This window comes from Pseudobacter ginsenosidimutans, assembly GCF_007970185.1.
Taxonomy (GTDB): Bacteria; Bacteroidota; Bacteroidia; order Chitinophagales; family Chitinophagaceae; genus Pseudobacter; species Pseudobacter ginsenosidimutans.
This window is the reverse complement of sequence record NZ_CP042431.1, coordinates 5767170-5791160: the sequence shown is the minus strand read 5'-3', so window position 1 is coordinate 5791160 and position 23991 is coordinate 5767170. Positions and strand designations below refer to the sequence as shown.

Annotated in this window: 21 protein-coding genes; 10 read left to right on the top strand and 11 right to left on the bottom strand. The window is 48.2% G+C overall.

Annotated features, from left to right (window positions below):
* Nucleotides 1-144: 144 nt before the first annotated feature.
* Nucleotides 145-1197: a tetratricopeptide repeat protein gene (locus tag FSB84_RS22825; RefSeq protein WP_130540174.1), complete on the top strand. Its 1053-nt coding sequence runs from the start codon at nucleotides 145-147 to the stop codon at nucleotides 1195-1197.
* Between the two features lie 169 nt (nucleotides 1198-1366).
* Here FSB84_RS22825 and FSB84_RS22820 read toward each other — a convergent pair whose 3' ends face one another.
* From FSB84_RS22820 to FSB84_RS31505, 10 genes are all read right to left on the bottom strand, one after another.
* A complete protein-coding gene (locus FSB84_RS22820) occupies nucleotides 1367-3412 on the bottom strand; it encodes a TlpA disulfide reductase family protein (RefSeq protein WP_130540173.1) in 2046 nt (681 codons plus the stop codon).
* Nucleotides 3412-4860 carry a PKD-like family lipoprotein gene (locus tag FSB84_RS22815; protein ID WP_130540172.1) on the bottom strand — a complete coding sequence of 483 codons (1449 nt, stop codon included), beginning with the start codon at nucleotides 4858-4860 and terminating at the stop codon, nucleotides 3412-3414. Before FSB84_RS22815 ends, FSB84_RS22820 begins: the two co-directional genes overlap by 1 nt.
* 18 nt (nucleotides 4861-4878) lie before the next feature.
* Entirely contained in the window at nucleotides 4879-5568 is a 690-nt protein-coding gene (locus tag FSB84_RS22810; protein ID WP_158644071.1) for a DUF4843 domain-containing protein, read from the bottom strand.
* Nucleotides 5569-5578: 10 nt separating this feature from the next.
* Nucleotides 5579-5866, bottom strand: a complete 288-nt coding sequence (locus FSB84_RS22805) for a RagB/SusD family nutrient uptake outer membrane protein (protein WP_192909883.1) — start codon at nucleotides 5864-5866, stop codon at nucleotides 5579-5581.
* Nucleotides 5812-6987, bottom strand: coding sequence for a RagB/SusD family nutrient uptake outer membrane protein (locus tag FSB84_RS22800; RefSeq protein ID WP_147122308.1), 1176 nt, complete (start codon nucleotides 6985-6987; stop codon nucleotides 5812-5814). Before FSB84_RS22800 ends, FSB84_RS22805 begins: the two co-directional genes overlap by 55 nt.
* Nucleotides 6988-6999: 12 nt before the next feature.
* On the bottom strand, nucleotides 7000-10392 hold the full coding sequence (locus FSB84_RS22795; RefSeq protein WP_130540169.1) for a SusC/RagA family TonB-linked outer membrane protein: 3393 nt from the start codon (nucleotides 10390-10392) through the stop codon (nucleotides 7000-7002).
* 219 nt (nucleotides 10393-10611) lie between these two features.
* Complete coding sequence (locus FSB84_RS22790) at nucleotides 10612-11799, bottom strand: FecR family protein (protein ID WP_130540168.1); 1188 nt, start codon at nucleotides 11797-11799, stop codon at nucleotides 10612-10614.
* Between the two features lie 88 nt (nucleotides 11800-11887).
* Entirely contained in the window at nucleotides 11888-12463 is a 576-nt protein-coding gene (locus FSB84_RS22785; protein ID WP_158644070.1) for an RNA polymerase sigma factor, read from the bottom strand.
* Nucleotides 12436-12873 carry a hypothetical protein gene (locus FSB84_RS22780; RefSeq protein ID WP_130540166.1) on the bottom strand — a complete coding sequence of 146 codons (438 nt, stop codon included), beginning with the start codon at nucleotides 12871-12873 and terminating at the stop codon, nucleotides 12436-12438. The genes FSB84_RS22785 and FSB84_RS22780 overlap by 28 nt, the downstream gene beginning before the upstream one ends.
* Nucleotides 12860-12994, bottom strand: a complete 135-nt coding sequence (locus tag FSB84_RS31505; RefSeq protein WP_262713768.1) for a hypothetical protein — start codon at nucleotides 12992-12994, stop codon at nucleotides 12860-12862. The genes FSB84_RS22780 and FSB84_RS31505 overlap by 14 nt, the downstream gene beginning before the upstream one ends.
* 154 nt (nucleotides 12995-13148) lie before the next feature.
* On the opposite strand from FSB84_RS31505, the gene FSB84_RS22775 reads away from it, so the two are divergent.
* Nucleotides 13149-14183: an LLM class flavin-dependent oxidoreductase gene (locus tag FSB84_RS22775; RefSeq protein ID WP_130540165.1), complete on the top strand. Its 1035-nt coding sequence runs from the start codon at nucleotides 13149-13151 to the stop codon at nucleotides 14181-14183.
* A 60-nt stretch (nucleotides 14184-14243) separates the two neighbouring features.
* Here the strand turns inward: FSB84_RS22775 and FSB84_RS22770 are convergent, their stop codons facing one another.
* Nucleotides 14244-15116 carry a hypothetical protein gene (locus FSB84_RS22770; protein WP_130540164.1) on the bottom strand — a complete coding sequence of 291 codons (873 nt, stop codon included), beginning with the start codon at nucleotides 15114-15116 and terminating at the stop codon, nucleotides 14244-14246.
* 195 nt (nucleotides 15117-15311) lie between these two features.
* Here FSB84_RS22770 and FSB84_RS22765 point away from each other — a divergent pair, with 195 nt between their 5' ends.
* From FSB84_RS22765 to FSB84_RS22730, 8 genes are all read left to right on the top strand, one after another.
* A complete protein-coding gene (locus FSB84_RS22765; RefSeq protein ID WP_130540163.1) occupies nucleotides 15312-15860 on the top strand; it encodes a DUF305 domain-containing protein in 549 nt (182 codons plus the stop codon).
* A gap of 85 nt (nucleotides 15861-15945) precedes the next feature.
* The gene (locus FSB84_RS22760) at nucleotides 15946-16353 is read left to right on the top strand and encodes an HYC_CC_PP family protein (RefSeq protein WP_130540162.1); all 408 of its coding nucleotides are present in this window, start codon (nucleotides 15946-15948) and stop codon (nucleotides 16351-16353) included.
* 166 nt (nucleotides 16354-16519) lie between these two features.
* Nucleotides 16520-17815, top strand: coding sequence for an efflux RND transporter permease subunit (locus FSB84_RS31500; RefSeq protein WP_130540161.1), 1296 nt, complete (start codon nucleotides 16520-16522; stop codon nucleotides 17813-17815).
* Nucleotides 17812-19743, top strand: a complete 1932-nt coding sequence (locus tag FSB84_RS31495) for an efflux RND transporter permease subunit (protein ID WP_130540160.1) — start codon at nucleotides 17812-17814, stop codon at nucleotides 19741-19743. The genes FSB84_RS31500 and FSB84_RS31495 overlap by 4 nt, the downstream gene beginning before the upstream one ends.
* Nucleotides 19727-20980: a TolC family protein gene (locus FSB84_RS22745; protein ID WP_207234213.1), complete on the top strand. Its 1254-nt coding sequence runs from the start codon at nucleotides 19727-19729 to the stop codon at nucleotides 20978-20980. Before FSB84_RS31495 ends, FSB84_RS22745 begins: the two co-directional genes overlap by 17 nt.
* Nucleotides 20958-22148, top strand: a complete 1191-nt coding sequence (locus FSB84_RS22740; RefSeq protein ID WP_130540158.1) for an efflux RND transporter periplasmic adaptor subunit — start codon at nucleotides 20958-20960, stop codon at nucleotides 22146-22148. The genes FSB84_RS22745 and FSB84_RS22740 overlap by 23 nt, the downstream gene beginning before the upstream one ends.
* 5 nt (nucleotides 22149-22153) lie before the next feature.
* On the top strand, nucleotides 22154-23374 hold the full coding sequence (locus tag FSB84_RS22735; RefSeq protein WP_130540157.1) for an efflux RND transporter periplasmic adaptor subunit: 1221 nt from the start codon (nucleotides 22154-22156) through the stop codon (nucleotides 23372-23374).
* A 30-nt stretch (nucleotides 23375-23404) separates the two neighbouring features.
* Nucleotides 23405-23971 carry a DUF3347 domain-containing protein gene (locus tag FSB84_RS22730; protein WP_130540156.1) on the top strand — a complete coding sequence of 189 codons (567 nt, stop codon included), beginning with the start codon at nucleotides 23405-23407 and terminating at the stop codon, nucleotides 23969-23971.
* The last annotated feature ends 20 nt before the right edge of the window (nucleotides 23972-23991 follow it).

The following is a 23991-nucleotide window of genomic DNA, read 5'->3' as shown; positions in this document are numbered from 1 at the left end:
AGTTTTTCGCCCGGCAAATATCTTCATTCCTATGGCGGGCGGTTTATAAATGTATGCAAAGTACATTTTATTGTGTGTGAACGCGGATATTTTGCGGATATGTAATTTTACAGGAAGCTGCATCAAACGTGTAAACTTTACAACATGAAGAAGCTCATATTATGCATATTTGTGTTTTGTGCAGCAGGACTTGCCCGGGCTCAGGAAGATAGTTTGAACAACCTGTTATTGGAAGCGGTAGCCCTTCATGATAAAGGTGATTATGATGGTGCGCTCAGGCTGTACGACCAGGTGATCGCCAAAGATCCGAAGCGACTGCTGGCCTGGTATGAAAAAAGCCTCACGCTGCTGGTGTCCAAACGCTATGAAGCCTGTATTGATCTTTGCAAAGAAGTGCTCGGTAAATTCAAAGAAGGTGATGAGCTTGACAATATCTATGTCAACTACGGCTCCGCCCTGGATGCCGCCGGCAAGCCTGAGGAAGCCATCATGATCTATTCGCAGGGAATCCGGAAATACAATCATTACCTGCTTTTCTTCAACAGGGGCATCACGGAATTCATGAATAAAAAGAATACCAATGCCATCAATGATTTCCAGCAAACCCTGCTGCTGAAACCACTCCATGCCTCTTCACATCAATACCTCAGCTATGCTGTGTACGGCCAGAACAAAGTGGCTTCTATGATGGGCCTTGCCAGTTTCCTGGTGATCGAAAGCAATACAATACGGAGCGATAAGAACCTGAAGATCCTGCAGGAGCTCTTCAGCAGTTATGCAAAGAAGACGGGCGATAACCAGGTGACAATTTCCATGAGCCCGCATATGCTTGACCTGAAGGATTCCAACCCCGATAATTTTTCCATTGCAGAAATGACGCTGGCGCTTTCTTCTGCCACGGATTTCAACGATACGCTCAAACAGTTTATGACGCCGGCCGATAAAATGAAAAAGAAACTGGGCATTTTTGCGGATATAAGCACGGTTGAAAAGAAAGGATTCTTTACACAGTTCTATGTAAGTTTCTTCAGGGCCATGCAGGATGCAGGTCACCTGGAAACCGCTGCCAACCTGATCCTTGCGCGCAGCAATGATGACCAGGTAAAGCAATGGCTCAGCTCGCATGAGGATAAACTGAAGTCATTCTCCCAATGGTTGCAGGAGTATAAATGGACTGATAAGGTAGTGAATAAATAATGGATCAATCCTTCGAAAACCTACCGGAGATCAGCAGATGCCTGCTGTTCACTTCCAGTTTGCGGTAGATAACAGGAAAACTATACAAAACATGTTTGAATTATGCCACATTCAAAAAGGGCAGTGAATGTTCACTGCCCCGGCGATGATTATTGTTCAGAGACTAAAACTATGCTGGTTCTTTCTGCAGTTTATCTATCAGCAGGCTCAGCTCCACCAGTGATGCATCAAAGTTGCCATCGAAGCCGGTGAGTGCATATCTTACCACGCCTTTTTTGTCGATGATGAATTTGGCAGGAATGCCTTTTACTTTGTATTGCTCTATCACATTGTACTTAATGGGCTCTGTGCCTGGGTCCTTTGGCGTGTCCATCAGGATATCGAAACGCAATTCTTTTTTGTTTGCGAAATTCTGCACCAGTTGTTTCCTTTTCTCTTCATCTGCCTGCGATTCCCAGCTGTCTATGAAAAGGAAGTCCACAGGCTGGCCTTTGTATTTGTCAACAGCAGCCTGCATTACAGGAAAGGAGGCGACACAGGGACCGCACCAGGTGGCCCAGAAATCCAACACCACTACCCTGCCTTTCAGTTTTTCCAGGTCAATGATCTTTCCGGCCAGGGTTTGCAATGCGAAAGTTGGCGCAGGATAGTTCACTTCCATTTCATGGATGGTGCCTGCCTTTTTTTGCGTCAGTGAATCAGACAAAGATTTCATGAAAGCATTGAAGTCCTTCTCTTTTTTGCCGGTGGCGATCCAGGTATTTTTCAGCCCTTCCTTTACTCCGGCTTCTGCTTTCCCATCCCGCGTGAGTTTCGAGTAGAGCTCGAAAGCTTCTTTGTTCTTACCGTTCTTCTCCAGCAGCAATCCGTACAGTGCCTGTTCTTCATTGCTCTTAACTGCTTTGTGATCGGCAGCGGGCTTGATCCATTGCAGGCCTTCGGCATATCTTTTCTGAAGGGACAGAACCTTAGCATAGCTAACGCTCATGATATAATAGCGGCCACTGTCAATCAGTTGTCCATTTGTCCCTTTCAGAGAATTGATCTCTTTCAGCAGGAGATCTTCCGCATCATTCAGTTTGCCGGCTTCCATCATCCTGTTGGCAATATGCGGCACAGCTTGTTGCCTGGTAAGCGGGTATCTGATCTGGCTGAGCATATCCAGGGCAGCGGGTTGATTGTCCTTCATGTAAATGCTGGCCATGATATACCGTAGCAATTCAAAAGCAAAGTGGATATGTTCGTAATCCTTCGGCGGATATTTTGTAAAAATGGAATCGAAGAGAACCCTTGCTTCTGCAGAGCTTTCCTTGTCGCCCATCATTTTGGATGTTTTGATGATGGCGCTGGTGATAGCATTATAGTCCGGCAATTTCTGGTGAAGGGTATCCATCAGTTTTTGTCCGCGGAGATCACGGGCAATGATCTTTCCATTGGGATCGATGAGGAAATTGGCAGGGATGCCAGACACGAAATACTTTTTGGCTGCTGCATTTTTCCACCATTGCAGATCGGATACATGTGTCCATTTCAACTGATCATCGTGGATGGCTTTCAGCCAGGCATCCTTTGCTCCCTCCTTGTCGAGAGAAACACCCAGCACAGTGAAGTTCTGGTTCCTGAATTGTTTGTATGCCTTTACAACAAAAGGATTCTCTGCGCGACAGGGTCCGCACCAGCTTGCCCAGAAATCGATCAATACATATTTGCCCCTGAAATCGGATAGGGATACAGGTTTGCCTGCTGTATCGGTCATGGTGAAATCGGGAGCTATATTGCCGACGCCTACGGTCTTCATCTTCTCCACTACCTGCAGGTATTCCATGGCATCAGTACTTTTCATCACATCCGGACCGAGTTGACTCAGTTCCTTGTTGATCCTGTCTACATTGGAAGTACTGCCCAGTTGTTTGCGCACGATATCGTAGCTGATCATGGAATTCGGATACTGCTTCACGAAAGCTTTTTCCAACTCCTGTCGTTCTTTACGGAGAGTACCTATGGTTTTGAAAGATTGTGAACGGAACGCTGAATCATTTTTCAGCCTGGCTGTATCCGAAAATATCTCCTTGTCCGTTGCCTTTATCTTCTTGTCAATTTTGGCAAAGGTCTTTTCATATTTCTTAAAGAATGGATCGTCTTTTCTTTTGGACTGTGCATTTGCTGCAGAGAGCAGGGTGGCAATCAAAAGGGTACTTAAAAAAAGCTGTTTCATTATTTTCTGTATTTGAATTCCAGGTCGCGGATACGGCCGAAACCTGTGTATACTTTGGAATAGGTATTGTTGGTGAAGTCGCCTGTATTGCCGATGGAGAAGGAATAGAATTTTCCTTCGCCGCCTTCGTAAGTGGCTGCCACCAGTTGTCTGTTATCTTCTGTGTAGGGGAACATCAGGCTGGTGGGCGATTGCTTCAGTTCCATGGCGGTGATCTCTGTACCTGCCGGGAATGAATACACGAGACGTGCAGTCTGTGCAGGAATGTCCAGCAGGTAGATATTATTACCGGATGCATAGTACATATGCAGGTAGAGGCCGGAGCTCTGGAAGAACTTGCCGGAAGCGATGCCGGGCGCATTCAATACTTCATGGATCTCAGCCGCAGGAACGGCTGCTCCCTGGTTCACACGGTAAACAAAGAATTTGTCTTCGTTATTGTTCTTCATGAGACAATTGTAGTAGGTATTGATGCTGGGGCCGGCATACACGAGTTGCTTGCCTACATTGTTCATGTCCCATGCCGAGCCGCCAGGATTGGCGAAGCTATTGATGGTGGCATTGGCGTGACTAAGGAAGCGCTGGTTCAGATCGTCATAAAAATACATATCATCCGAGCTCAGGTTGGGCATCATGTATTTGGAGATGCGCCAGTTTCCTTTTTGTGCAGCACCGAGCTTTTGGGGGCCATCGTTGAAGAATGCATATATATGTGTGAAGCCATCATTCAGGAAGAAAGCCGTTACACCCAGTTTTGTGTAGATATATCCTTCCGGTTTGATCACTTCCGGCGCCTGGAAGAACCAATCCTTTGCCTCACCAAATTTCCTGAAACCTGCGTAGTCCACTTCAATGCCATTATCAGGTGTGAGAATGAAAACACTCTGACCGATCCTTAAGCTGTTGAGGATCCTGATAGTGCTGGCATTGACGGGAAGTAGCTCACCATCATTGGCGCCGCGGTAGATATCACGAAAGATATCCCCGGAAGGTGTGATGATGGATGCGTCAGGATGACCATCCGGTCTGTCTTCCAGCATCATCCAGCCTTCGCTGAGAATGCTGTTCACCTGCAGATAGAAGCGTTTGAAATAATCCACGCCGGTTTCAGTATCGGTCACTTTCAGTACCAATGCATAGATCTCGGGTTTGGACGAGATGGCTACTTTAAGGTCTTTGGTAGTGCCCAATACGATCTCCGGAACGGATGAATTGGGCCAGGTGAACATGCTCCATTTGTAGCTCAGTTTTTCTTCCGGAACGGGAATGGATTGATCCACCACGGCGCTGATGCGCAGTGTATCCATTTGAAGAATCCTGATGGTATCGGGAATAGAACCACTGAGGGTAAGCTCATTGATGTCAGACAGGTCATAATTGCCTTTGTCTTTATAACAGCCTGCAATAAGCGCAGTTAGTATACTCAGTAAGATGATTGACTTTTTCATGATGTTTCAACAGTTTGATCAGGGAATAACAACTGGTTCTCCGTTCTCATCCAGCATGGTAGTGCCATGTTCGGCTTCCCAGGCAAGGATGGCATTCTCGGTAGCTTGTGCAATAAATCGCAGACCGCTATAGCCAAGGCCCACAAACTGGGTGTAGCCGGTTTCGCGGATGATCAATGCGAATTTGGTTGCGCTGTACTTACCAAAATAGGCATCTGACCAGGAAGCGGGCCTGGTGAGGAAATCGTTGATGCGGATCAGGTAAGTGAGCTGGTTGTCCACGCCAGTGGTTAAACCTTCCGAGTTGTTGATCCGGAGCAGCAGCCTGTATTCTTTCGATTTAAGATCTGCCGTTCTCGTGATCTTCACCGGGATCACACTGCTGAAACTGTTAGCGGGGATCGAAGCCGGCAGCAGTTCATAATTGGCAGGGATCGCATCTGATTTATCTGCAACGATGGAATAACTCACTTTCCTTTCATTGGCAGCAGCCTCTCCCATGATACGGATAGGGATCCTGATAGTATCTGTTTGCAGATCATCCGGCTTTATGGCAAATGAATAAACGATACTGTCGTTATTGGTAGTACGATTGTCTTTATAGAAATACACTTTTGGGTCCAGTTGAAAAGACATCAGGTCTTTTTTTTCGCAGGCCACCAACAGCAGGGCCAGGAAAAATATGCCTGTATATGGATAGAATCTCATGATGTGATTTTTAATTGTTGTACTCATTTTCATCATCTGGTTTGGGCAGCACATACACGGCTTCAGAACCGGGGATATTGGTGTCGTCTATCTTTGCCATGTTCAGCCTTTTGTAGTAGTAGAACACCTGTCCTTCCTGGTAGAATTCTTTCTTGTACTCCTTGAAGGTTTCCGCTACAACATCCGCATCGGACAAGGTGAGCGGTAAGGCGGCAAGACCGCGATGTGTGCGCACTTCATTGATCAGTCCGATCTTCTCATCCTTATTGGAGCTGGCTTCAGCAGCGATATAATACATTTCCGCCAGGCGGATAATAGGTACTCTCCTCTCCCTACACCTACATACTGGAGATCGTCTATCAGGTATTTGGCAGGGAATTTTGTACTGGTGCTGCCATCGGTTTTCCAGAGGAACACATAACGGAAATCAGTTGATCCCCCGCTGGCTACATCAAAACGGGTATTGAGCTTGGCGGTAGTGGTGTTCAGGAGGTTATTGCCTGAGCTGGCCCTGAAGATCTCGGTATTGATGTCTTTCAGGTTGCTTATGTAAACACTGAAAAGATGTTCGGTATGAAAAGTGCGGGATGCCAGGGTGATAGTGCTGAGGGCTGTTGAGCTTACCCAGGGAAATACATTGGCATCGATCACTTCTTTCGCCCAGGTATAGGCGTTAGGCAGGTCGCCGCGCCAGAGGCTGATCCTGGCTTTCAGACCGGTAACTGCCCAATAGTTGAAGTGGTTGCGGGTATAAGAAAGAAAACCATCTTCCACTCCGTTCACCAGGGTTTTGTTCACAGATAAGAGCTCCGTAGCTTCATTGAGATCTTTCATACAGAGTTCCATCACTTCTGATGCTGTTTTTGAAGGCTCGATATTCATGGCGAACTTCGTCATATAAGGAATGGCTGTTGCAGCATTACCAGCCGCAGGAATGGGACCGAAAGCCCTGAGCAGATCGAAATGAAGCAGTGCGCGTAAGCCCAGCGCTTCCCCTTTTACGATGCGATAATTGTTGCCACTGAATATTCCTTTTTTCCCATCGATGGCTTCCAGGATATTATTGATATTGGCAATGGCCTTGTAGCCGCAGATCCAGAAGCTGTCTATTTTCAGACGGGTGTTTACATCTTTATAGTTGTATTGGATTGTATTATAGTAATTATGGAAATTGGAGGTGATATTGTAGTTCTGGGCAATCACGTCCATAAAGGCCATGGTGAACTCTTTCCCATAATATGGCCTGGCGCCCAGCTGAACGTATACTCCGGTGAGTGCATCCTTGAAACCCTGTTCGGATTCGAAGAGTTTTTGTTCTGTAACGTTCGACTTCGGATTTACATCCAGCCATTTTTTGCAACTACTACCAGTTAACACTAACAGCAGCAGCCATCCTAAATATTGAGTGCGTATGTTCATGATAGTAATATTTTAGAAAGCAGTGGTCAAATTGAAAGTGAAATTCCTGGCGAAGGGATAAGAGAGGCCGCGCTCCACCTGGATGGAACTGACCCGGGCCAGGTTATTCACCTGGAAGCCCACGCGCGTGTTCTGCAGACTCCATTTAGCTGTGATCCTGTTGGGGATGATATAGGAAAGAGAGATGCTTTCCAGGTCCAGGAAATTATTGGTTTGCACAAAACGCGATGTGGCATTGGTGGCAGTACTTACGGTGTTGCCATTAATATCCCTGAGCCCTTTGAAGAAGGTAACATCTCCCGGGTTGATCCATCTGCCCAGTAATACGCGTTCATCAACATTGTACCTGATATCTGCATTCTCTACCCGGTCTGCCAGGGTTTGGTTGTACAGTTTTCCACCGAGCTGGTAGCTGCCATACACACTAAGCTGAAGTCCTTTGTAACTGAACTGTGTGCCCAGGTTGCCGCTGATGTTGGCCAGTGCATCACCTACGATCACTTTGTCTGCGGCATTCCAGTTATAGGTGAGTTCTCCGCTCCTGGTGATGTATACTTCTTTACCATTGCTGGGATCGATGCCGGCAGAACGAACAGCCCAGATGGCATTCACACTTTGCCCTTCTTCAAAACGGAGCTGTGGCCTGGTTTGCAGTGTTCCGGTAGTGGCATCATTCTTTTCGTTCATTGTTCTCAGTGAGTTGGAGATCTCTTTGATCTCATTTTTGTTGTGAATGGCGTTCACCATTACATTCCAGAAGATGGATTGTTTGTCTTTCTTGATAATGAAAGCCGTGAGGGTGCCTTCTACCCCTGTGTTGAGCAGCTTTCCGATATTCTCCTTGTAGGCGCTCACGCCGAGTGAGGGCGGTGTGGTAATGTCCAGTAACAAATCGTTTGTGGTTTCACGGTAGGCATCCAGACGAAGCACGATCCTTTCATTCCACATAGTGATATCGGCACCGATGTTCTGCTTCAGTGTTTGTTGCCATTTGAGCGCTTCGTTTCCGTAAGTGATCAGGCTGGCGCCGAACATACCGAGATATTCCTGCGTGGTATTGTAGGAATAAGTGCTTTTAGCCATGGATGGCGGGTATTGCTGACTACCGGTGGTTCCCAGGCCTGCACGGAGTTTGAACCTGTTCACCAGCCTGCTTTTCACCAGGTGCTGCATGAAGGATTCTTCGTGTAGGTTCCAGCCAAGGCCCAGAGCCCAGAAAGGCGCCATTCGGTTATCCGATCCAAACTGGGACGAACCATCCATGTTCAGTGAGAAGTCCATCAGGTAACGACGGTCATAAGTGTAGTTCACACTGGAGAACGTACTCATCCGGCGGATGATATTGCTTTGGCCGGTGGGGCGGCTGTTGGGGAGATATTCCCTGCCGAAATAGATCTCGTCGAAAGTATTGTTGGGAAATCCTCTTACTACCACGGCAGTGGCATTGCTGTTCTGTTGCGCAGCAGAGGAACCAAGCGTTGCAAAGAAGAGGCTTTTGCCGAAGTTCTTGCTGTAGTCCAGCACCAGGCTTGCTTCATAGTTGAAGAAGTTGCTGTTGTTACGTGTATAGGATCCCCTGTTGAGGTATTCAGTTGAATTGAAATCCGTGATACTCACAAAGCTGGTATGGTCTGCCGGGAGGAAGATATCACCCTGGTCCTGTTGTTGTGTAAGGCCGAGCTTGCCGGTAAGGCGGAGACCTCCGCGGAACCTGTATTCCAGGTAGGTATTGTTGTTGAAACCAAAATATTTGGAGCGATTGGTGGTACCCAGTGTGGCATCGTACATCGGATTGGCCACTGTGGTAATGCCTGCATACCCGGGAACGGTAAGCTCTTCCAGAACCTTCTGTACATTGCCGTCGGCATCGTAAGGGCTCCAGTATGAGTTGAGTTTGGTATAGGTGGCGAAATCTCCCCAGGGTGAATTGTTGGCGCGATTGCCCGTTACCGTTAGCTGGTTACGCACTAGGATATTTCCCTTGCGATAGCTGAGGTTCATGCCGCCTTCATACGTGTCTCGGTTGGATCCCTTCATCACTCCTTTGTTACTGGTGTAACCGAAGCTCACACCATAACGGATATGTGAATCGCCGCCTTCTGCATAGATCGAATGTTTTTGTCCAACCCCTGTTTGCAATGGCTGCGAAAGCCAGTAGGTATTGGTGCCTCTTTCTACTGCTGCTCTTCTTTCTGCATACAACTGGTCCCAGTGAAGCTGATATTCGGGTTTGTTTACGCCGGCAGTGTACAGCCCTCCTATCTTTTCCGCTTCCAGTTTGCTGCGGGCATCAAGCAGTTTGTACGACGTAAGATCAGGTCCGGTTATCTGTATATTGTTGCTGTAGGTAACAGTGAGCTTGCCTGGTTGTGGTTGTTTTGTTTCCACTACAATCACTCCATTGGCGGCACGTGAACCATAAGCCGAAGTGGCAACAGCATCTTTGAGGATGGTCATCTGAGCAATACGGTTGATATCGAGGTCATAGATCTTTTGCAGGCTCACTTCAAATCCGTCCAGGATGAAGAGCGGCATGCTGGGATTGCTTTGCCAGGCGGCGGTGAAATCGGCGCCGGATGCGGGGATACCTGCATCTCCCTGGATAGGAAAATTGTTGGTACCGCGGAGGCTTAGCTGTGGCAGGCGGTTGGGATCAGAACCGAACTGCAGGTTGTCCGGCACACGCATGGCGGGATCGAATACCTTTAAAGCATCGAAAACGCTCATGGCATTCACGTTGCGGAGCTGATCGCCGGAAACGGTAGTAGCCACGCCGGTGAAATTTTCAACAGGACGTTTGAAGAGACCAGTGGTGACCACTACTTCATCGATATTATCGGCCGCTGCGCGAAGGGTAATAGTTCCAATGTCTGCACGACCATTGATCTTCACTTCCTTCTTTTCGAACCCAATGCTTGAAATGATCAGTACACCGTCTCCGGGAATATCGTTCAGCGAGAAGATCCCCTGAACATTGGATGCTGTTCCTTTTTTAGCACCCTTGAGTGTAATGGTTGCACCTTCCACCGGTTTGCCGGAATCATCCACTATTTTTCCCTTAACGGAAATATTCTTGTTTTCGGAAATGGATAAAGCGGGATTGATGATGAGCCTGCGTGGACGGATGATCACTGTTTTTTCAGTGATCTCATATTCCAGCGGCAGTGAATGGAAGCAGGTATTCAGTGCCTCCGTGAGCCTGGTGTTCCTGAAATCAACGTCCAGTGTGGGTTGTTGGCGAATCAGTTGCAGGTCGTACACAAAGAAGTAGCCCGTTTGTTTCTTAAATGCGCTGATCACTTCCTTCAGGGATGCGTTGCGCATTTTCATGGTCACCTGTTGCGAATATCCGTTGGCAGATACCTGCAGACAAGCACTGAGTAATAAGATCGCAGTAAACTTCATGATCAGAACCGTTTTGGATTGTAAGAGCCGCTGCCTTCTTTTTGCGGCTTTACAATAAGCAGTTAAATACATACTTTTGTACAGTTTTGGGTTATACAATACAGTTCCGGCAAGCCTTTAAAAGCCTGCTGGTCTCAATTCCAACAAATTGAATTGGTAACTCAATACTCGCCGGGAGTGGCTCCAACACTTCCGGTTTTTTATTGCTCCAATGAAAGATTAAGGCTTAACGATAACTTTCTCTCCTTCGATACTGAAATTCACCGTTCCTGTTTTTTCCAGGATAGCAAGAACTTCCGAGAGTTTTTTCGATCTGGCAATGGTGGCTACCAGCATACGGTTCTCAGTACCGCCCTGGTAATCCACTTCGTTGATATTGTACCAGCGCTGCAATTGGCGCATAATGTCTTTGATATTCCCGTAGAGCTCGAAGCGGCCGTCTTTCCAGGCGGTTACTTCAGATACATCCACTTCTTTCATCTTCAGGGCTGCATCGGCTGTAAAGCCCTGCTGGCCAGGCTTCAGAGTGATGACCTGCTGGCCGTGCATCATCTTTACCGCTCCTTCCGCCAGGGTGGTGCTGATGGCAGGTTCATTCGCATAGGCATTTACGTTGAAGGAAGTGCCCAATACTTCCACGCTGGTGCTGTTGTTCATTTTTACAATAAACGGATGGGCAGCATCCTGCGTCACTTCGAAGAACACTTCTCCCGTCATTTCCACTTTTCTATCTACGCCACTGAAAGCGGTGGGAAAATGCAATGAAGAACCTGCATTCAGCCAGGCGCGTGTACCATCTGGCAAGTTAAGCTGAATCTGCCGGCCTCTGGGCGTGCTTACGGTATTGAAACCCTGAGCAGCTACAGGCAAATCTTTTACGTTGTATTGCAGGGTGCCGTTGTTTAGTGTGAGCTCCGCTCCTTTTTCCTGCGCTACTGTTCCATTGGGCATACTGTCCAGCAATACTTTCCTGCCATCGGCCAGTACCAGGATGGCGCCGTCCTTACCGGGCTCCAGGTCGTTGCCTGCTTTCGAGGCCGTGATGGTAGCTCCTTTATTATCCGCTGGCTGATTGCTGAACCATAACCAGGCGCCTGCCGCAATCATCACGGCGATGGCTGCAGCCGCGATCCATCTTTCTTGTATCGGTCTCACAGGTGTTTCCTGATTCTCCGGAAGTGTATCGATCTGCTGTAACAACCGTTGAAGGCTACGCGCTTTCAGGGCTGCATTGCCTGCACCATTGAAGGCTTTTTCAGCGGCGAGCGAATCGATGGCCTGCTCCAGCAATAGCTGATTGCCTGGTTCCTGCAATTGCTGTATGAAATCTGCATGCTCATCTGCACTGAGCCCGTCAGTGAGATAACCTGTAAGTAAGTTCAGAAAAGATGTTGAATGATGGTTCATAGGTTGATTATTCAGCCTGTATGTAAGCTACCACGTAAAAACAGGCAGGTACACCCGTCTGTTTTTCTATTTTTTTTGAAAAAAGTTTTTACTGCTTCAGGACCACCCATGCCAGCCAGGCCATAAGGCCGTGTTGGTAAAGGGTTATCCGGAGATGGTTGAGGACCTGGGTAATGGTGTTGGATACGGTTTTTTTGGAGAGGCCGAGCTGCTCAGCGATCTCTTCGTGAGAGAGGCCTGCATCGCGGCTTAAGGAGAAGATCTGTTGCTGTCTATCTGTCAATTCTCCCAGCGCTTTCCTGATAACTGCGGCAGTGTCTTCATCGGAAACAGCAAAGAACTGCTGAAGATTGACGCTGTTGTCTGAAACATATTGCGCATGTTTCTTCTGCCGCTGGGCCAGTTGACGGAGATAATTGATGATCTCATTACGGACCATCACCATAAAATAAGGAGTAAAATCATTGATGGCGGGAAGACTGCTCCGCTTCACCCAAAGCTTCATGAATACATCCTGTACTACATCCTCGGCCTGATCAGGAGATTTCAGAAAGGCCAGCGCCAGCCCATAACATTCATCCCAATATTGATGGTGCAGGGCAGCGAAAGCTTCCTGGTCACCTGCAGCAATACGGTTTAGCAATTCCTGACTGGTATGTAGCATTTCAGCGGGCATGGGCAATTGTAAAAATAGAAAAATAAACCGGATGCGGGGAGCGGGGTATGAAAAACCGGCTGATAAAACATACGGGCGCTTTGGGTTGGATAGCTGGCTTGTGACCCCTGTGCGTCCATTACGTTGGGCCAGATATTATCGTCCATGAAATTGGCCCAGGTTTGCCCGAACAGCCATTTACCATGCTGGATATAGGCATGTTGAAGGCGTGGCGCATAAGTGGCGCTGTTGGCAAAATCGATTTCTATACTGGCTTTCAACTGCCGGTTCTGCCTATCCGAAATGCCATAGGCGGTGAATGTGAACCTGCTTTGCTTAACGCTGAATACCGTATTGGTCTCGTATAAGAATGGAACGGTGATGGCGTATGGCTGGAAGCCGGTTTTATTGCCCGGCATACAAGCCGCTTTCTATATCGCTTCTCGAAAACCCTTTCCCTTTACTTGTATCCGCCTGCCCCTGAGCCAGCACCTCCGCTGTTATCAGCAGCAGGAAGCTGATGATTGTGATCCCTTTCATGGAAAACTGATTGGTGAAACGCGGGGAACTTCAGGCTGGATGGAGAAGAGAGGGAGTTAAGTAAAATTATGGAATATTTTTGCCTTGCCCCCACATTTTAATGTTTGAACAATTACCAATTGGATTTTGTTACCTCTGTACAAAATCACGAATTATGGAAATAGGCATCAGTACTTTCGTTGAGCGCACTCCCGATCCGTCTACAGGCATTACCATTTCACCACAGCAAAGGCTGGCCGATCTGCTGGAAGAAGCCGTGCTGCTTGAACAGGTGGGGCTGGATGTTTTTGCAGTAGGCGAACACCATCGACCGGATTTTGTTGCCTCTTCTCCTGCCGTGATCCTGGCTGCCATTGCAGCGAAAACAAAAAAGATAAAACTGAGCAGCGCAGTCACTGTGCTCAGTTCGGATGATCCTGTACGTGTGTTCCAGGATTTTGCAACGCTTGACCTGCTCTCTGAAGGCCGTGCAGAGATCATGGCTGGCCGCGGTTCTTTCATCGAATCCTTTCCCCTCTTCGGTTATAACCTGGACGATTATGATGAGCTCTTTGCAGAAAAACTGGAATTACTGATCCAGCTCACCAAATCGGAAAAGATCAACTGGCAGGGTAAACACCGTCCAGCTATCCGTAACCTGGGCATTTACCCGCGTCCTTTCCAGCAGGAACTGCCTGTTTGGGTGGCAGTGGGCGGCACTCCCCAATCTGTGATCCGTGCCGCGAAATATGGACTGCCACTGGCATTGGCCATTATCGGCGGAAGTCCTGATCATTTTGTGCCCCTGGTGAAATTGTATAAGGAAGAATACGCGAAAGCCGGACATGATCCTGCAAAAATGCAGATCGGTGTTCACTCACATGGATATATAGCCGATAGTTCCGACCAGGCTGCGCTGGAATTCTATCCTCCTTACCAGCATGTGATGACGCAGCTCGGAAAGGAACGCGGATGGCCTCCCATGAGCCCGCAACAATACCAGGCATTACGTTCTAAAAAAGGCGCACTGCTGGTAGGCGATCCCAATGAGGTGACGGATAAGATCCTGCACTATCATGAATTGTTTGGACTTACGCGTTTCCTCCTGCATATCAGTGTAGGCACATTGCCGCATAAACAGGTGATGCATGCCATCGAACTGCTGGGCACCAAAGTGGCGCCGGCTGTGAAAAAGCATCAGGGACAATAAATGCATTGTTGATACTGATTGCCTCACTGGTTTCCGGTGAGGCAATTTTTTGTTGTGTATTCAATCCCTGTTAAGCGTGAAGCTGAATTCACTATTGCCGGGCAATGGTCTCATTTGTTTGTTGAGGATGAATAGCACATTGTCACTACCTATGAGCAGGTTGAGTTCCTGCCCGGTATCCTTCATCCTTAATGCAAGGATATTCCCTTGTTCTGTTTTATCGATTTTCCATTTTCCCTGAATGCGCTCCCCTGAAATATTTGTCTGGCGCATGATGAACCCGGCAGGTTCGAGTGTTGTTGCATCACGCTTCAGGGTGAGTATCCATTTCATCTTCCAGCATTCTTTGCTCACCTTCCAGTTCATTTGTTGCGCAATCACCTGGCAGGGTGTTCTTCCTGTGAACTCAATGGTAGTAGCGGTGTCTTCCCTGAGAAAAGCAGAATGAATGCTTGTGGAAGAGCCGGTGGTCAAAGGGTGGATCCTGCTGAGACTGTAACTCCATCCTGCATTGCCCTGCATCAAAACCTGGTTTGCATTTAAGAGATGATAAACATTGGTGTCGATCCGCTGCAGTGAGAACTTTGCCTCTTTGCCGGTGAAGTGAATGAACGATCCTTTGTTCTCATACCGGCCTTCTATTTTTCTCTTTTTTCCTCCATCGATGAAATCCTGCGTGTTGGGCTTGCTCAGACCATAATGCAAATTCAGTACAAAGCTTCCTGCCTCTGTATTGTTGGAAAGCAACTGAAGGTCCCATCGCATGAAATCGATACTGGTGGCAGTATCGATGCCCATGAAGGTTTTGACTGCTGCATCACCGGGAGTACTGCCTGTAAGCTGAATGGAATTGCTTCCTTTTTGTTCAGAGCAGGATGAAGATGGCAGCGTACAACCTGCTGCGAACCAGATCAACAGGAACAGACGTTTCATGTGAGGCGATTTAATGATAGATGGAAGAAGTGAAGGACCGTAGTTTTCGGAGGGTGTATTGAATTTACAAAAAAATGTACAACAGAACTGTTAACCCTTTCGAAAGAACCCTGATTGATTGTAGATGCTATTCCACTGCCCGGCTTAGAAAAGGCTGGTATGATATTTTAGGCTGTTGAAGTAAAGGTATGCTTTATGAAAACGCCTGTACAGCACGACAATAAAATGATGGAGGCCATGCATGCGATGATGCAGGAAATGAGCAATGCCTCTTTACACGGTGATCCGGATAATCATTTTGCCCGGATGATGCAGCTTCATCATGCTGGAGCACTCAATATGGGGAACCTGGTTTTGGAACATAATGGAGATCCGGCGATGGCCGAAATGGTGAAAACGATGATGCAAAAACAGAAAGAAGAGATTGCCGCCCTGCAGTTATTCCTCAATAACCACCGTCCTATGCCGCATACAGAGCATGCCGGCTTCAATACGGAAATGAAAAAAGTGATGGACAATATGGACCTTCTTGCAGAACAGGAAAACCTCACAGGCGATCCTGACCAGGATTTCGCCACGCTGATGGTGCACCACCACCAGGCCGCCATCGAAATGGCCGACCTGGTGATTGGGCATGGTGCAGATCCTGCTATCAAAAAGATGGCCGGCATGATCAAAACAGACCAGGAAGCCGAGATACAATGGCTCCAGAAATGGCTGAACGAACGCAGGGGTATCCATTGATCCGTTTTCCTTTATTCCACAATTCTGAAAACTTCTCCATAATTATGTAACAGCTTCTTTGGGCAGCTCCCTATTTTTGTGTTGCATGAAACAATTCCTGGTTTTCATACTGGCTTTCATTTACCTGGGCAGCTCTGCAGGGGCCACGGTACACCTGCATTACTGCAAGGGGGAGCTGGTGGATATCCAGCTGGGCGAAAAGGAAAATAAATCATGCAATGGTTGTAAGGCTCCGAAGAAGACTGTAAAGCCATGCATGAAGAACTGCTGCAAGGATGAGCACCGGATGCTTAAAGTGGAAAAAGACCATCAGCAGGCCGGTGACGTACAGTTCAAATTCGTTCAACCTTTCTTTCATGCACTTCCCGTTGCATACTTTGAACTCCCTGACGTATTTGTATCCGGCAGCGAACATGTGCTTCCAGATAAGCATGCGCCACCGCTGTTCAACTCCGTTCAGTTACATCTTCTCCATTGTAATTTCCGTGTTTGATACCCGCCTCCCAGGCAGGTAATGATTTGTACAGCATTTTGCAGCATTCTCTCCTGCCCTGCTGCGCTGTGACCAGTTTTTCATTATTCCACTTTTCCAATTTTACACGCATCATGCATTAATGGTTCATCCGTCTGCATGTTGCGCTGTACTGAAATCTATCAGTATGGTACATCGCATTATTGAATGGTCTCTGAGGAACCGTTATATTGTTCTGTTGCTGGCCGCCATCCTGTTTATCTGGGGATTCTTTGCCATGAAGAAAAACCCGGTGGACGCCATTCCCGATCTTTCTGAAAACCAGGTGATCGTTTTTACAGAATGGATGGGACGCGGACCGCAACTGATCGAAGACCAGATCACCTATCCCCTCGTTACCAATTTACAGGGACTTCCCAAAATCAAATATGTGCGGGGCTCTTCCATGTTCGGAATGAGTTTCATCTACGTGATCTTTAACGATGATGTTGATGTATACTGGGCCCGCGAGCGCGTACTGGAAAGGCTCAGCACCGTTACCCGCTCACTGCCCACCGGCGTTACACCGCAGCTGGGGCCGGATGGTACCGGCGTTGGGCATATCCTCTGGTATACCCTGGACGCTCCGCAAATGGACCTGGGTGAACAAAGGGCACTGCAGGACTGGTACGTGAAATTCGCATTACAAAATGTTGAAGGAGTAAGCGAGATCGCCAGTTTCGGCGGCTTCCAGAAACAATACCAGGTAACGCTTGATCCCAATAAACTCCTCTACTATCGCTTATCTGTGAACGAAGTATTGAATGCCATCCGCGCCAATAACAATGAATCCGGAGGCCGGAAATTCGAACTGAGCGATATCGGCTATATTATCAAAACCTCCGGCTATTTGCAGTCGATGGAAGAGATCGGCAATATTCCCGTCAAGAATCAGAACAGTATACCTGTTCGTGTATCCGATATCGGTACGGTTCAGATGACGGGCGAAACACGTCTTGGCATCTTCGACCAGGATGGCGAAGGTGAACGTGTTGGTGGCATCGTGGTGATGCGATATGGCGAGAATGCCGCTGCCGTGATCGACCGTGTGAAAGAGAAGATGAAAGAAGTGGCGAAAGGCTTTCCCGAAAAAGTGAAATTCGATATCGTGTATGACCGTGGTGAACTGATCACGGAATCGGTGGAGTCCATCAAACGTACGCTGCTGGAAGAAATGCTGGTTGTGTCCATCGTAGTGATCGTGTTCCTGTTCCACTGGAGGAGCGCACTCAGTATTATCATCCAGATCCCCATTACTCTCGCAGCCAGTTTCATTCTGCTTAATGCATTTGGCATCAGTTCAAATATCATGAGCCTTACCGGTATTGCACTGGCCATCGGAGTGATCGTAGACAATGGCATCATCATGAGCGAGAACGCCTACAAACATCTTGCGGAACGATATGCCATATGGCAGGAAAAACAAAAAAATGAACAATTATGAGCTGGTTCAGCAAAAAGATAAAAAAGGAAAAATGGATCACCGAGGAAGAGCGGCTGAAAGTGGTTGAAGACGCCAGTAAACAGGTGAGCCGTGGTGTATTCTTCGCTACCGTGATCATCATCACTTCCTTCCTCCCCGTATTCATGCTGACCGGACAGGAAGGCAAACTCTTCCATCCGCTGGCATGGACCAAGACCTTCATCATGATAGTGGATGCCATTCTGGTGATTACGCTGGCGCCGGTGCTCATCTCTTTTTTCATGAAAGGGAAATTCAGGCCGGACAACGCCAACCCGGTTACCCGCGTGCTGGAAAAGATCTATGAGCCCATCATCAAAACGGTGTTGAAATGGAGAAAGACTACCCTGGCCATCAACCTGGCCGCACTGGTGATCACCATTCCCCTGCTCAAAAGTCTCGGCAGCGAATTCATGCCGCCACTGGATGAGCAGAGTATCCTTTTCATGCCAGTGACATTGCCGGATGTATCTAACGGTGAAGCAAAACGAATTTTGCAGGTGCAGGATAAACTGATCCGTACCATACCGGAAGTAGACAAAGTGCTGGGCAAGGCAGGCCGCGCCAATACTGCAACGGACAATTCTCCCATTAGTATGATCGAGACCATCATCATGCTAAAACCGAAAGTCAAGTGGCGCGAAGGCATCACCAAAAAAGACATCATCAACGAGCTGGATGCAAAGCTGCAGATACCGGGAGTTGTGAACGGGTGGACACAGCCCATCATCAACCGCATCAATATGCTGGCTACCGGCATCAGAACGGATGTAGGTGTAAAAGTGTACGGTCAGAATCTCGATACCATCGCAGCAGTTTCTGAACGTGTGCGTCAATCGCTGGAGGGAACACCAGGCATAGCCGATCTCTACGTGGAACCCGTTACCGGAGGAAAATATCTCAGCATCAATGTGAAGCGCGACCAACTGGCGCGATACGGCCTGTCCGTGGACGATGTGAACCAGGCAGTGGAAACCACACTGGGCGGCGCTCCTGTAGCGCAGACCATTGAAGGACGTCAGCGTTTCTCCATCAACGTTAGACTGGCGCAGGAATACAGGAATAGCCCCGAACGCATCAAGCGCATACCGCTGATGTCTTCCTCTATGGGTGAAGTACCGCTGTCTGCTGTGGCGGATGTGGTGTTTGAAGATGGGCCGCCTATGATCACCTCCGAGAATGCCATGCTGCGTGGCGCAGTGCTCTTCAATGTTCGCGACCGCGACCTTGGCAGTACCGTAAAGGAAGCCATAGAAAAAATGAACAACGCTAAAGGGATTTTGCCGCAGGGATATTTCCTTGAATGGAGCGGACAATATGAAAACCTGATCCGCGGCCAGCAGACACTGCTCTGGATTGCCCCCATAGTATTGCTGATCATTTTCTTTTCCCTCTACTTCGCTTTTCATTCATTGCGCGAAGCCTTTCTCAGCCTCATTACCGTGCCTTTTGCATTGATCGGTGGCGCGTACATGATCTGGTTCTGGGATGTGAATTTATCAGTGGCAGTGGCCGTAGGTTTTATTGCCCTGTTTGGCATTGCAGTGGAAACGGGTATTGTGATGGTGATCTATCTCAACGATGCCATGGCTCAACTGGTAAAGGAAAAAGGGAATTCTTCAGCCAGCATCACTAAGGAGGATCTGAGGAAATACGTGATCTATGGAGCTGCCAGAAGATTACGCCCGAAGCTGATGACAGTCTGTGTGTCCCTGTTCGGGCTCATACCTGTGCTCTGGGCAACCGGCGTTGGAACAGATGTAATGAAACCGATCGTTCTGCCGATGATCGGCGGCGTGCTCACCAGCTCCACGCATATCCTGCTGGTAACGCCCCTCATCTTCCTCATGACCAAAGAATATGAATTACGCAAATACGGTAAACTCGAAATACATGAAACGGCTCACTAATATATTCGCATATGCATTGTTGTTGCTGCCTGCTATGACGCAGGCCCGGCAAGTGCCGGTGCTGAGTCTCGACAGTATTCTGAAACGCATCGATCAGAACAATATCCTGTTGCAGTCCTACGAACTGAAGGCACAAAGCTATGGGTACAGCGCTGAGGCCAGCACCGCCTGGATGGCGCCCATGGTAGGGCTCGGTACTTTCATGACGCCATATCCCGGGCAGAAGCTCATGGATGACCGCGACAAAGGCAACCTGATGTTGCAGATAGAACAGGACATTCCCAATCCGGCGAAACAACGCGCAAAGAAACAATACATCGCTTCGCAGGGTGCGGTGGAAAGGGCCAGCCGTGCCATCACGCTGAATGAAATGAAGGCGCAGGCAAGGCGTCTTTATTTCAACTGGCTCATTGCAAGGGAAAGGATAAAAGTGCTGGAAGAGAATAAAAGTATCATGCTTACCATGAAGAAGATCGAAGAAGTACGCTATCCCTACAATCAGTCGCTGGCCGGCAACGTGTATAAAGCGGAATCGAAAATAGAGGAAAACAGGAATATGGTAAAAATGCAAAACGGCACCATCGCCAAAGCGCGCAGTTGGCTCAACAGCCTGATGAATGCGGAAGGCAACAGCCAGTTCGAGATAGATACCACCTACCAGCCCGTATTCACACCCGCAGCCAGTTACGATACGGCTTCTCTGGCTTTGCAAAGGAAAGATATCCTCAAAATGAACGAGAGCATCCGGAGCATGCAACTGAATGTGGAAAGCATGAAGCTCGGCAGAAAACCTGATTTCCGCATCCGCTTCGATCATATGAGCCCGCTGGCGAAGATGATGCCGCAGGCATACAGCGTCATGGGTATGGTGAGCATTCCCATTGCACCCTGGAGTGCAAAAATGTACAGGAATGAAGTGAAGGCCATGCAGCTCAGCATACAGGGTATGGAAAAAGAAAGGGCTGCAATGCTGCAGGAAACACAAGGAATGCTCTATGGTATGCAATATGAGCTGCACACCATGCAGCAACGAATCGAAGGCATGGAAAAGAAGATCATTCCTGCACTGCAACGCACCATGGACCTGAACTTCCTCTCCTACCAGGAAAACAAGATGAATCTCAGCAATGTGATAGACGCCTGGGAAGCCATGACCATGATGCAGATGAATGTGCTGGACGAAAAATTAAAGTTGTACGAAATGATAGTTGATTATGAGAAACAGTTATATCGTTAGTGTCATCGCAGTTGTGCTGTTTTTCATTTCCTGTAAAGAGAAAACAGCGCCGGCGCATAGCGGCGGACATAAGGAAACAGTCATTGGAAATGATGTGAAGCAACTCACACAACCTGCAAACCAGCGCGTGATAGCCTCCATCCCAGTAGTGAAAGGAATTTCCGGAAGCCGGATTATCGCCAGTGAAGTAAATGGAATAGTGAACTATGATACAAGGCATCAGACCAGTATCAGCAGCCGTGTATCCGGAAGGATTGAAAGATTGCTGATCAAATACAATTATCAGCCGGTAAAAAAAGGAGAACTGATCATGGAGCTTTACTCTCCCGATCTGGCAGCGGCTCAGCAGGAGCTGCTCTACCTGGCAGGTACAAACGATGACGCCATGTTGCAGCGGGCCAAAGAGAAGCTGCAACTGGCAGGCATGCAGCCGGCACAGATCACTGCTGTGCTGCGCAGTGGAAAGATCTTATACCGCGTGCCTGTGTACAGTCCGGCAACTGGCTATATTCTTGAGAAGACGGCTGCTGCGCCGGTTGTGACTGTGCCGCAAACTGCTGCGCCAGCCGGTGATGGCATGTCTGGTATGGGAGGAACGGGCGTTCCTGTTAATAGTAGCGTAAGCGCGCCCTCTGCAACTCCTGTGTTGCTGCGTGAAGGACAATATGTAAATGCCGGACAAAGCATTTTTACAATTTATCAATCGGAGCAACTGCTGGCCGGGTTTGCCTTTCCTCCTGCAATGGCTGCAAAGATCAGGAATGGACAATCGATCCTCTTCTGGTCAGATGCAAACAAAACAGACATGTTCTCCGGTAAGATCGGGTTGATAGAACCAGTATTCCGCAATGGCGAGAATTTTACACTGGCCCGTGTATACCTGAACCAGCAAGGGTTTCAGGCTGGTCAATTGTTGACTGCTTCTGTGCCTGTTGTATACAGGAACAGCTGGTGGTTGCCCAAAGAAGCTGTTTGGATGCAAGGACAGCAGGCTGTTGTTTTCATCAGGGAGAACAATGTGTTCAATCCTGTGCAGATCAAAACAGGCGTGATAGATAAAGAATGGATTCAGGTATTGTCTGATCTCAATGGCCTGGAAATAGCAGCCAATGCTTATTACCTGGTGGACAGTGAAAGTTTTATCAAAGTACATCAAAGCCTTCAATAACAGTTATGGAAAGAAAACAATTCGTGAAGTTGATGGCGTTTGCCGGATTGCTGCCGGCAGTCTTCCTGGCTGCTTGCGGAGAAACAACAAAAAAGGAAAACGATACAACCGTTGCTGTGGTGCAAACCTATACCTGCCCGATGCATCCGCAGATAGTTCAGAACAAAATGGGCACCTGCCCTATCTGTGGTATGGACCTGGTATTGTTCGATAAGAACAATAAAGAGGCAAGCCTTACGCTCAGCGAGAGTCAGATTGCATTGGCCAACATTACAACCGTAGTCGCGGGCAGTGCAGTCATGAACAATTCGAGAACACTGAATGGCCGCATCGTTACAAACCCTGAACAAACCATGTTCATGAGCAGCCGCGTTGCAGGAAGAGTGGAGAACCTGTATGTGCGGGAGACAGGTGTGAAAGTGGAAAAAGGACAACTATTGTACCGGATCTATTCCGAAGAATTATCCGCACTTCAGCAGGAATACCTGATGGCTGTTGCGCAGGCGAAGCAATTTCCGGGCAATGCACGTTTCAGTGAGATCGGAAAAGCGGCGAAGCAAAAACTCAAACTCTATGATCAATCCGATGCGCAGCTGGCAGCGTTGCTGCAATCCGGCAAAGTGGATCCTTACGTGAACTATTTTGCTACCGGCAACGGAATGGTTGCGGAGTTGTCTGTAACCGAAGGTCAATATGTATCCCAGGGAAGTCCTGTTATGCGGCTGGAAGGTTACGGGAAATTATGGGTGGAAGCCGATCTCTATCCGGCTGAAGCGCCGCTGGTTCGTACAGGCCAGACCGTTATGGTGCTGGTGTCAGGATATGAGCAGGAGCCACAGCGTATGACCATCAACTTTATCAGTCCGGCTTTGCAGAGCGGTAGCCAGCTGATGCAGGTGCGTGGTGAGATCGCCAACCCCGGAAACCGCTGGCAGCCTGGCCTTCAGGCTAATGTGATCTTACCCGTTCAGGGGGATGGCAATGCACTCACATTACCGGTGGATGCAGTGATCCGCAACGGGAAAGGCGCGCATGTATGGGTACAGACCGGTAAAGGAAAATTTGAACCAAGGCGGGTAAAAACAGGAATAGAGAATGCTGACCGCGTGGAGATCCTGGAAGGCATCGCTTCGGGTGATACGGTAGTGGTAACGGGCGCTTATCTCCTGTACAGCGAATTCATTCTGAAAAAAGGCTCCGACCCCATGGCTGCACACAATCATTGATAAATCATTTAAAACAATAAAAACAAGATCATGAAAACACAGATCCTGACTGCATTCGCACTGATGGCGATGCTCACTTTCGTGGCCTGCGGCAATGCAGGAGAAAAAGAGAAAACTGTACAAACTGACAGTACAGATCATTCAGGGCAGGATCACGCAAAAGCTGCGCCTGCTGCAGGAACTGCAACTGTTGCGCAGGTAAAGGACGATCTGCTGAATGCAGTTTACCAGCAATATTCTTCCCTCTCCAAAGCCCTGGTGGAAAGTGATTTGGCAAGGGCTAAGATTGCGGCTAACGCTATAGAGGCCGGCGCCAAAGAAATGAAGAATGCAGATGCACTTGGCAAATCTGCTGCAAAGATCGCAGGTGCAAAAGATATCGAATCGCAAAGAGCTGCATTCTCCGATCTCAGCAATCAACTGATAGGCCTGGTAAAAAAGGCCGGCATGGGCAGTGGGGAATTGTATGTTGATTATTGTCCCATGGCATTGAACGATAAAGGCGCTTACTGGATAAGTGGAATAAAGGAAATCAGGAATCCTTATTTCGGTGATAAGATGCTGAACTGTGGCGAGCTGAAAGAGACCATTCAATAAGCCATCGCAGTTACAGAACG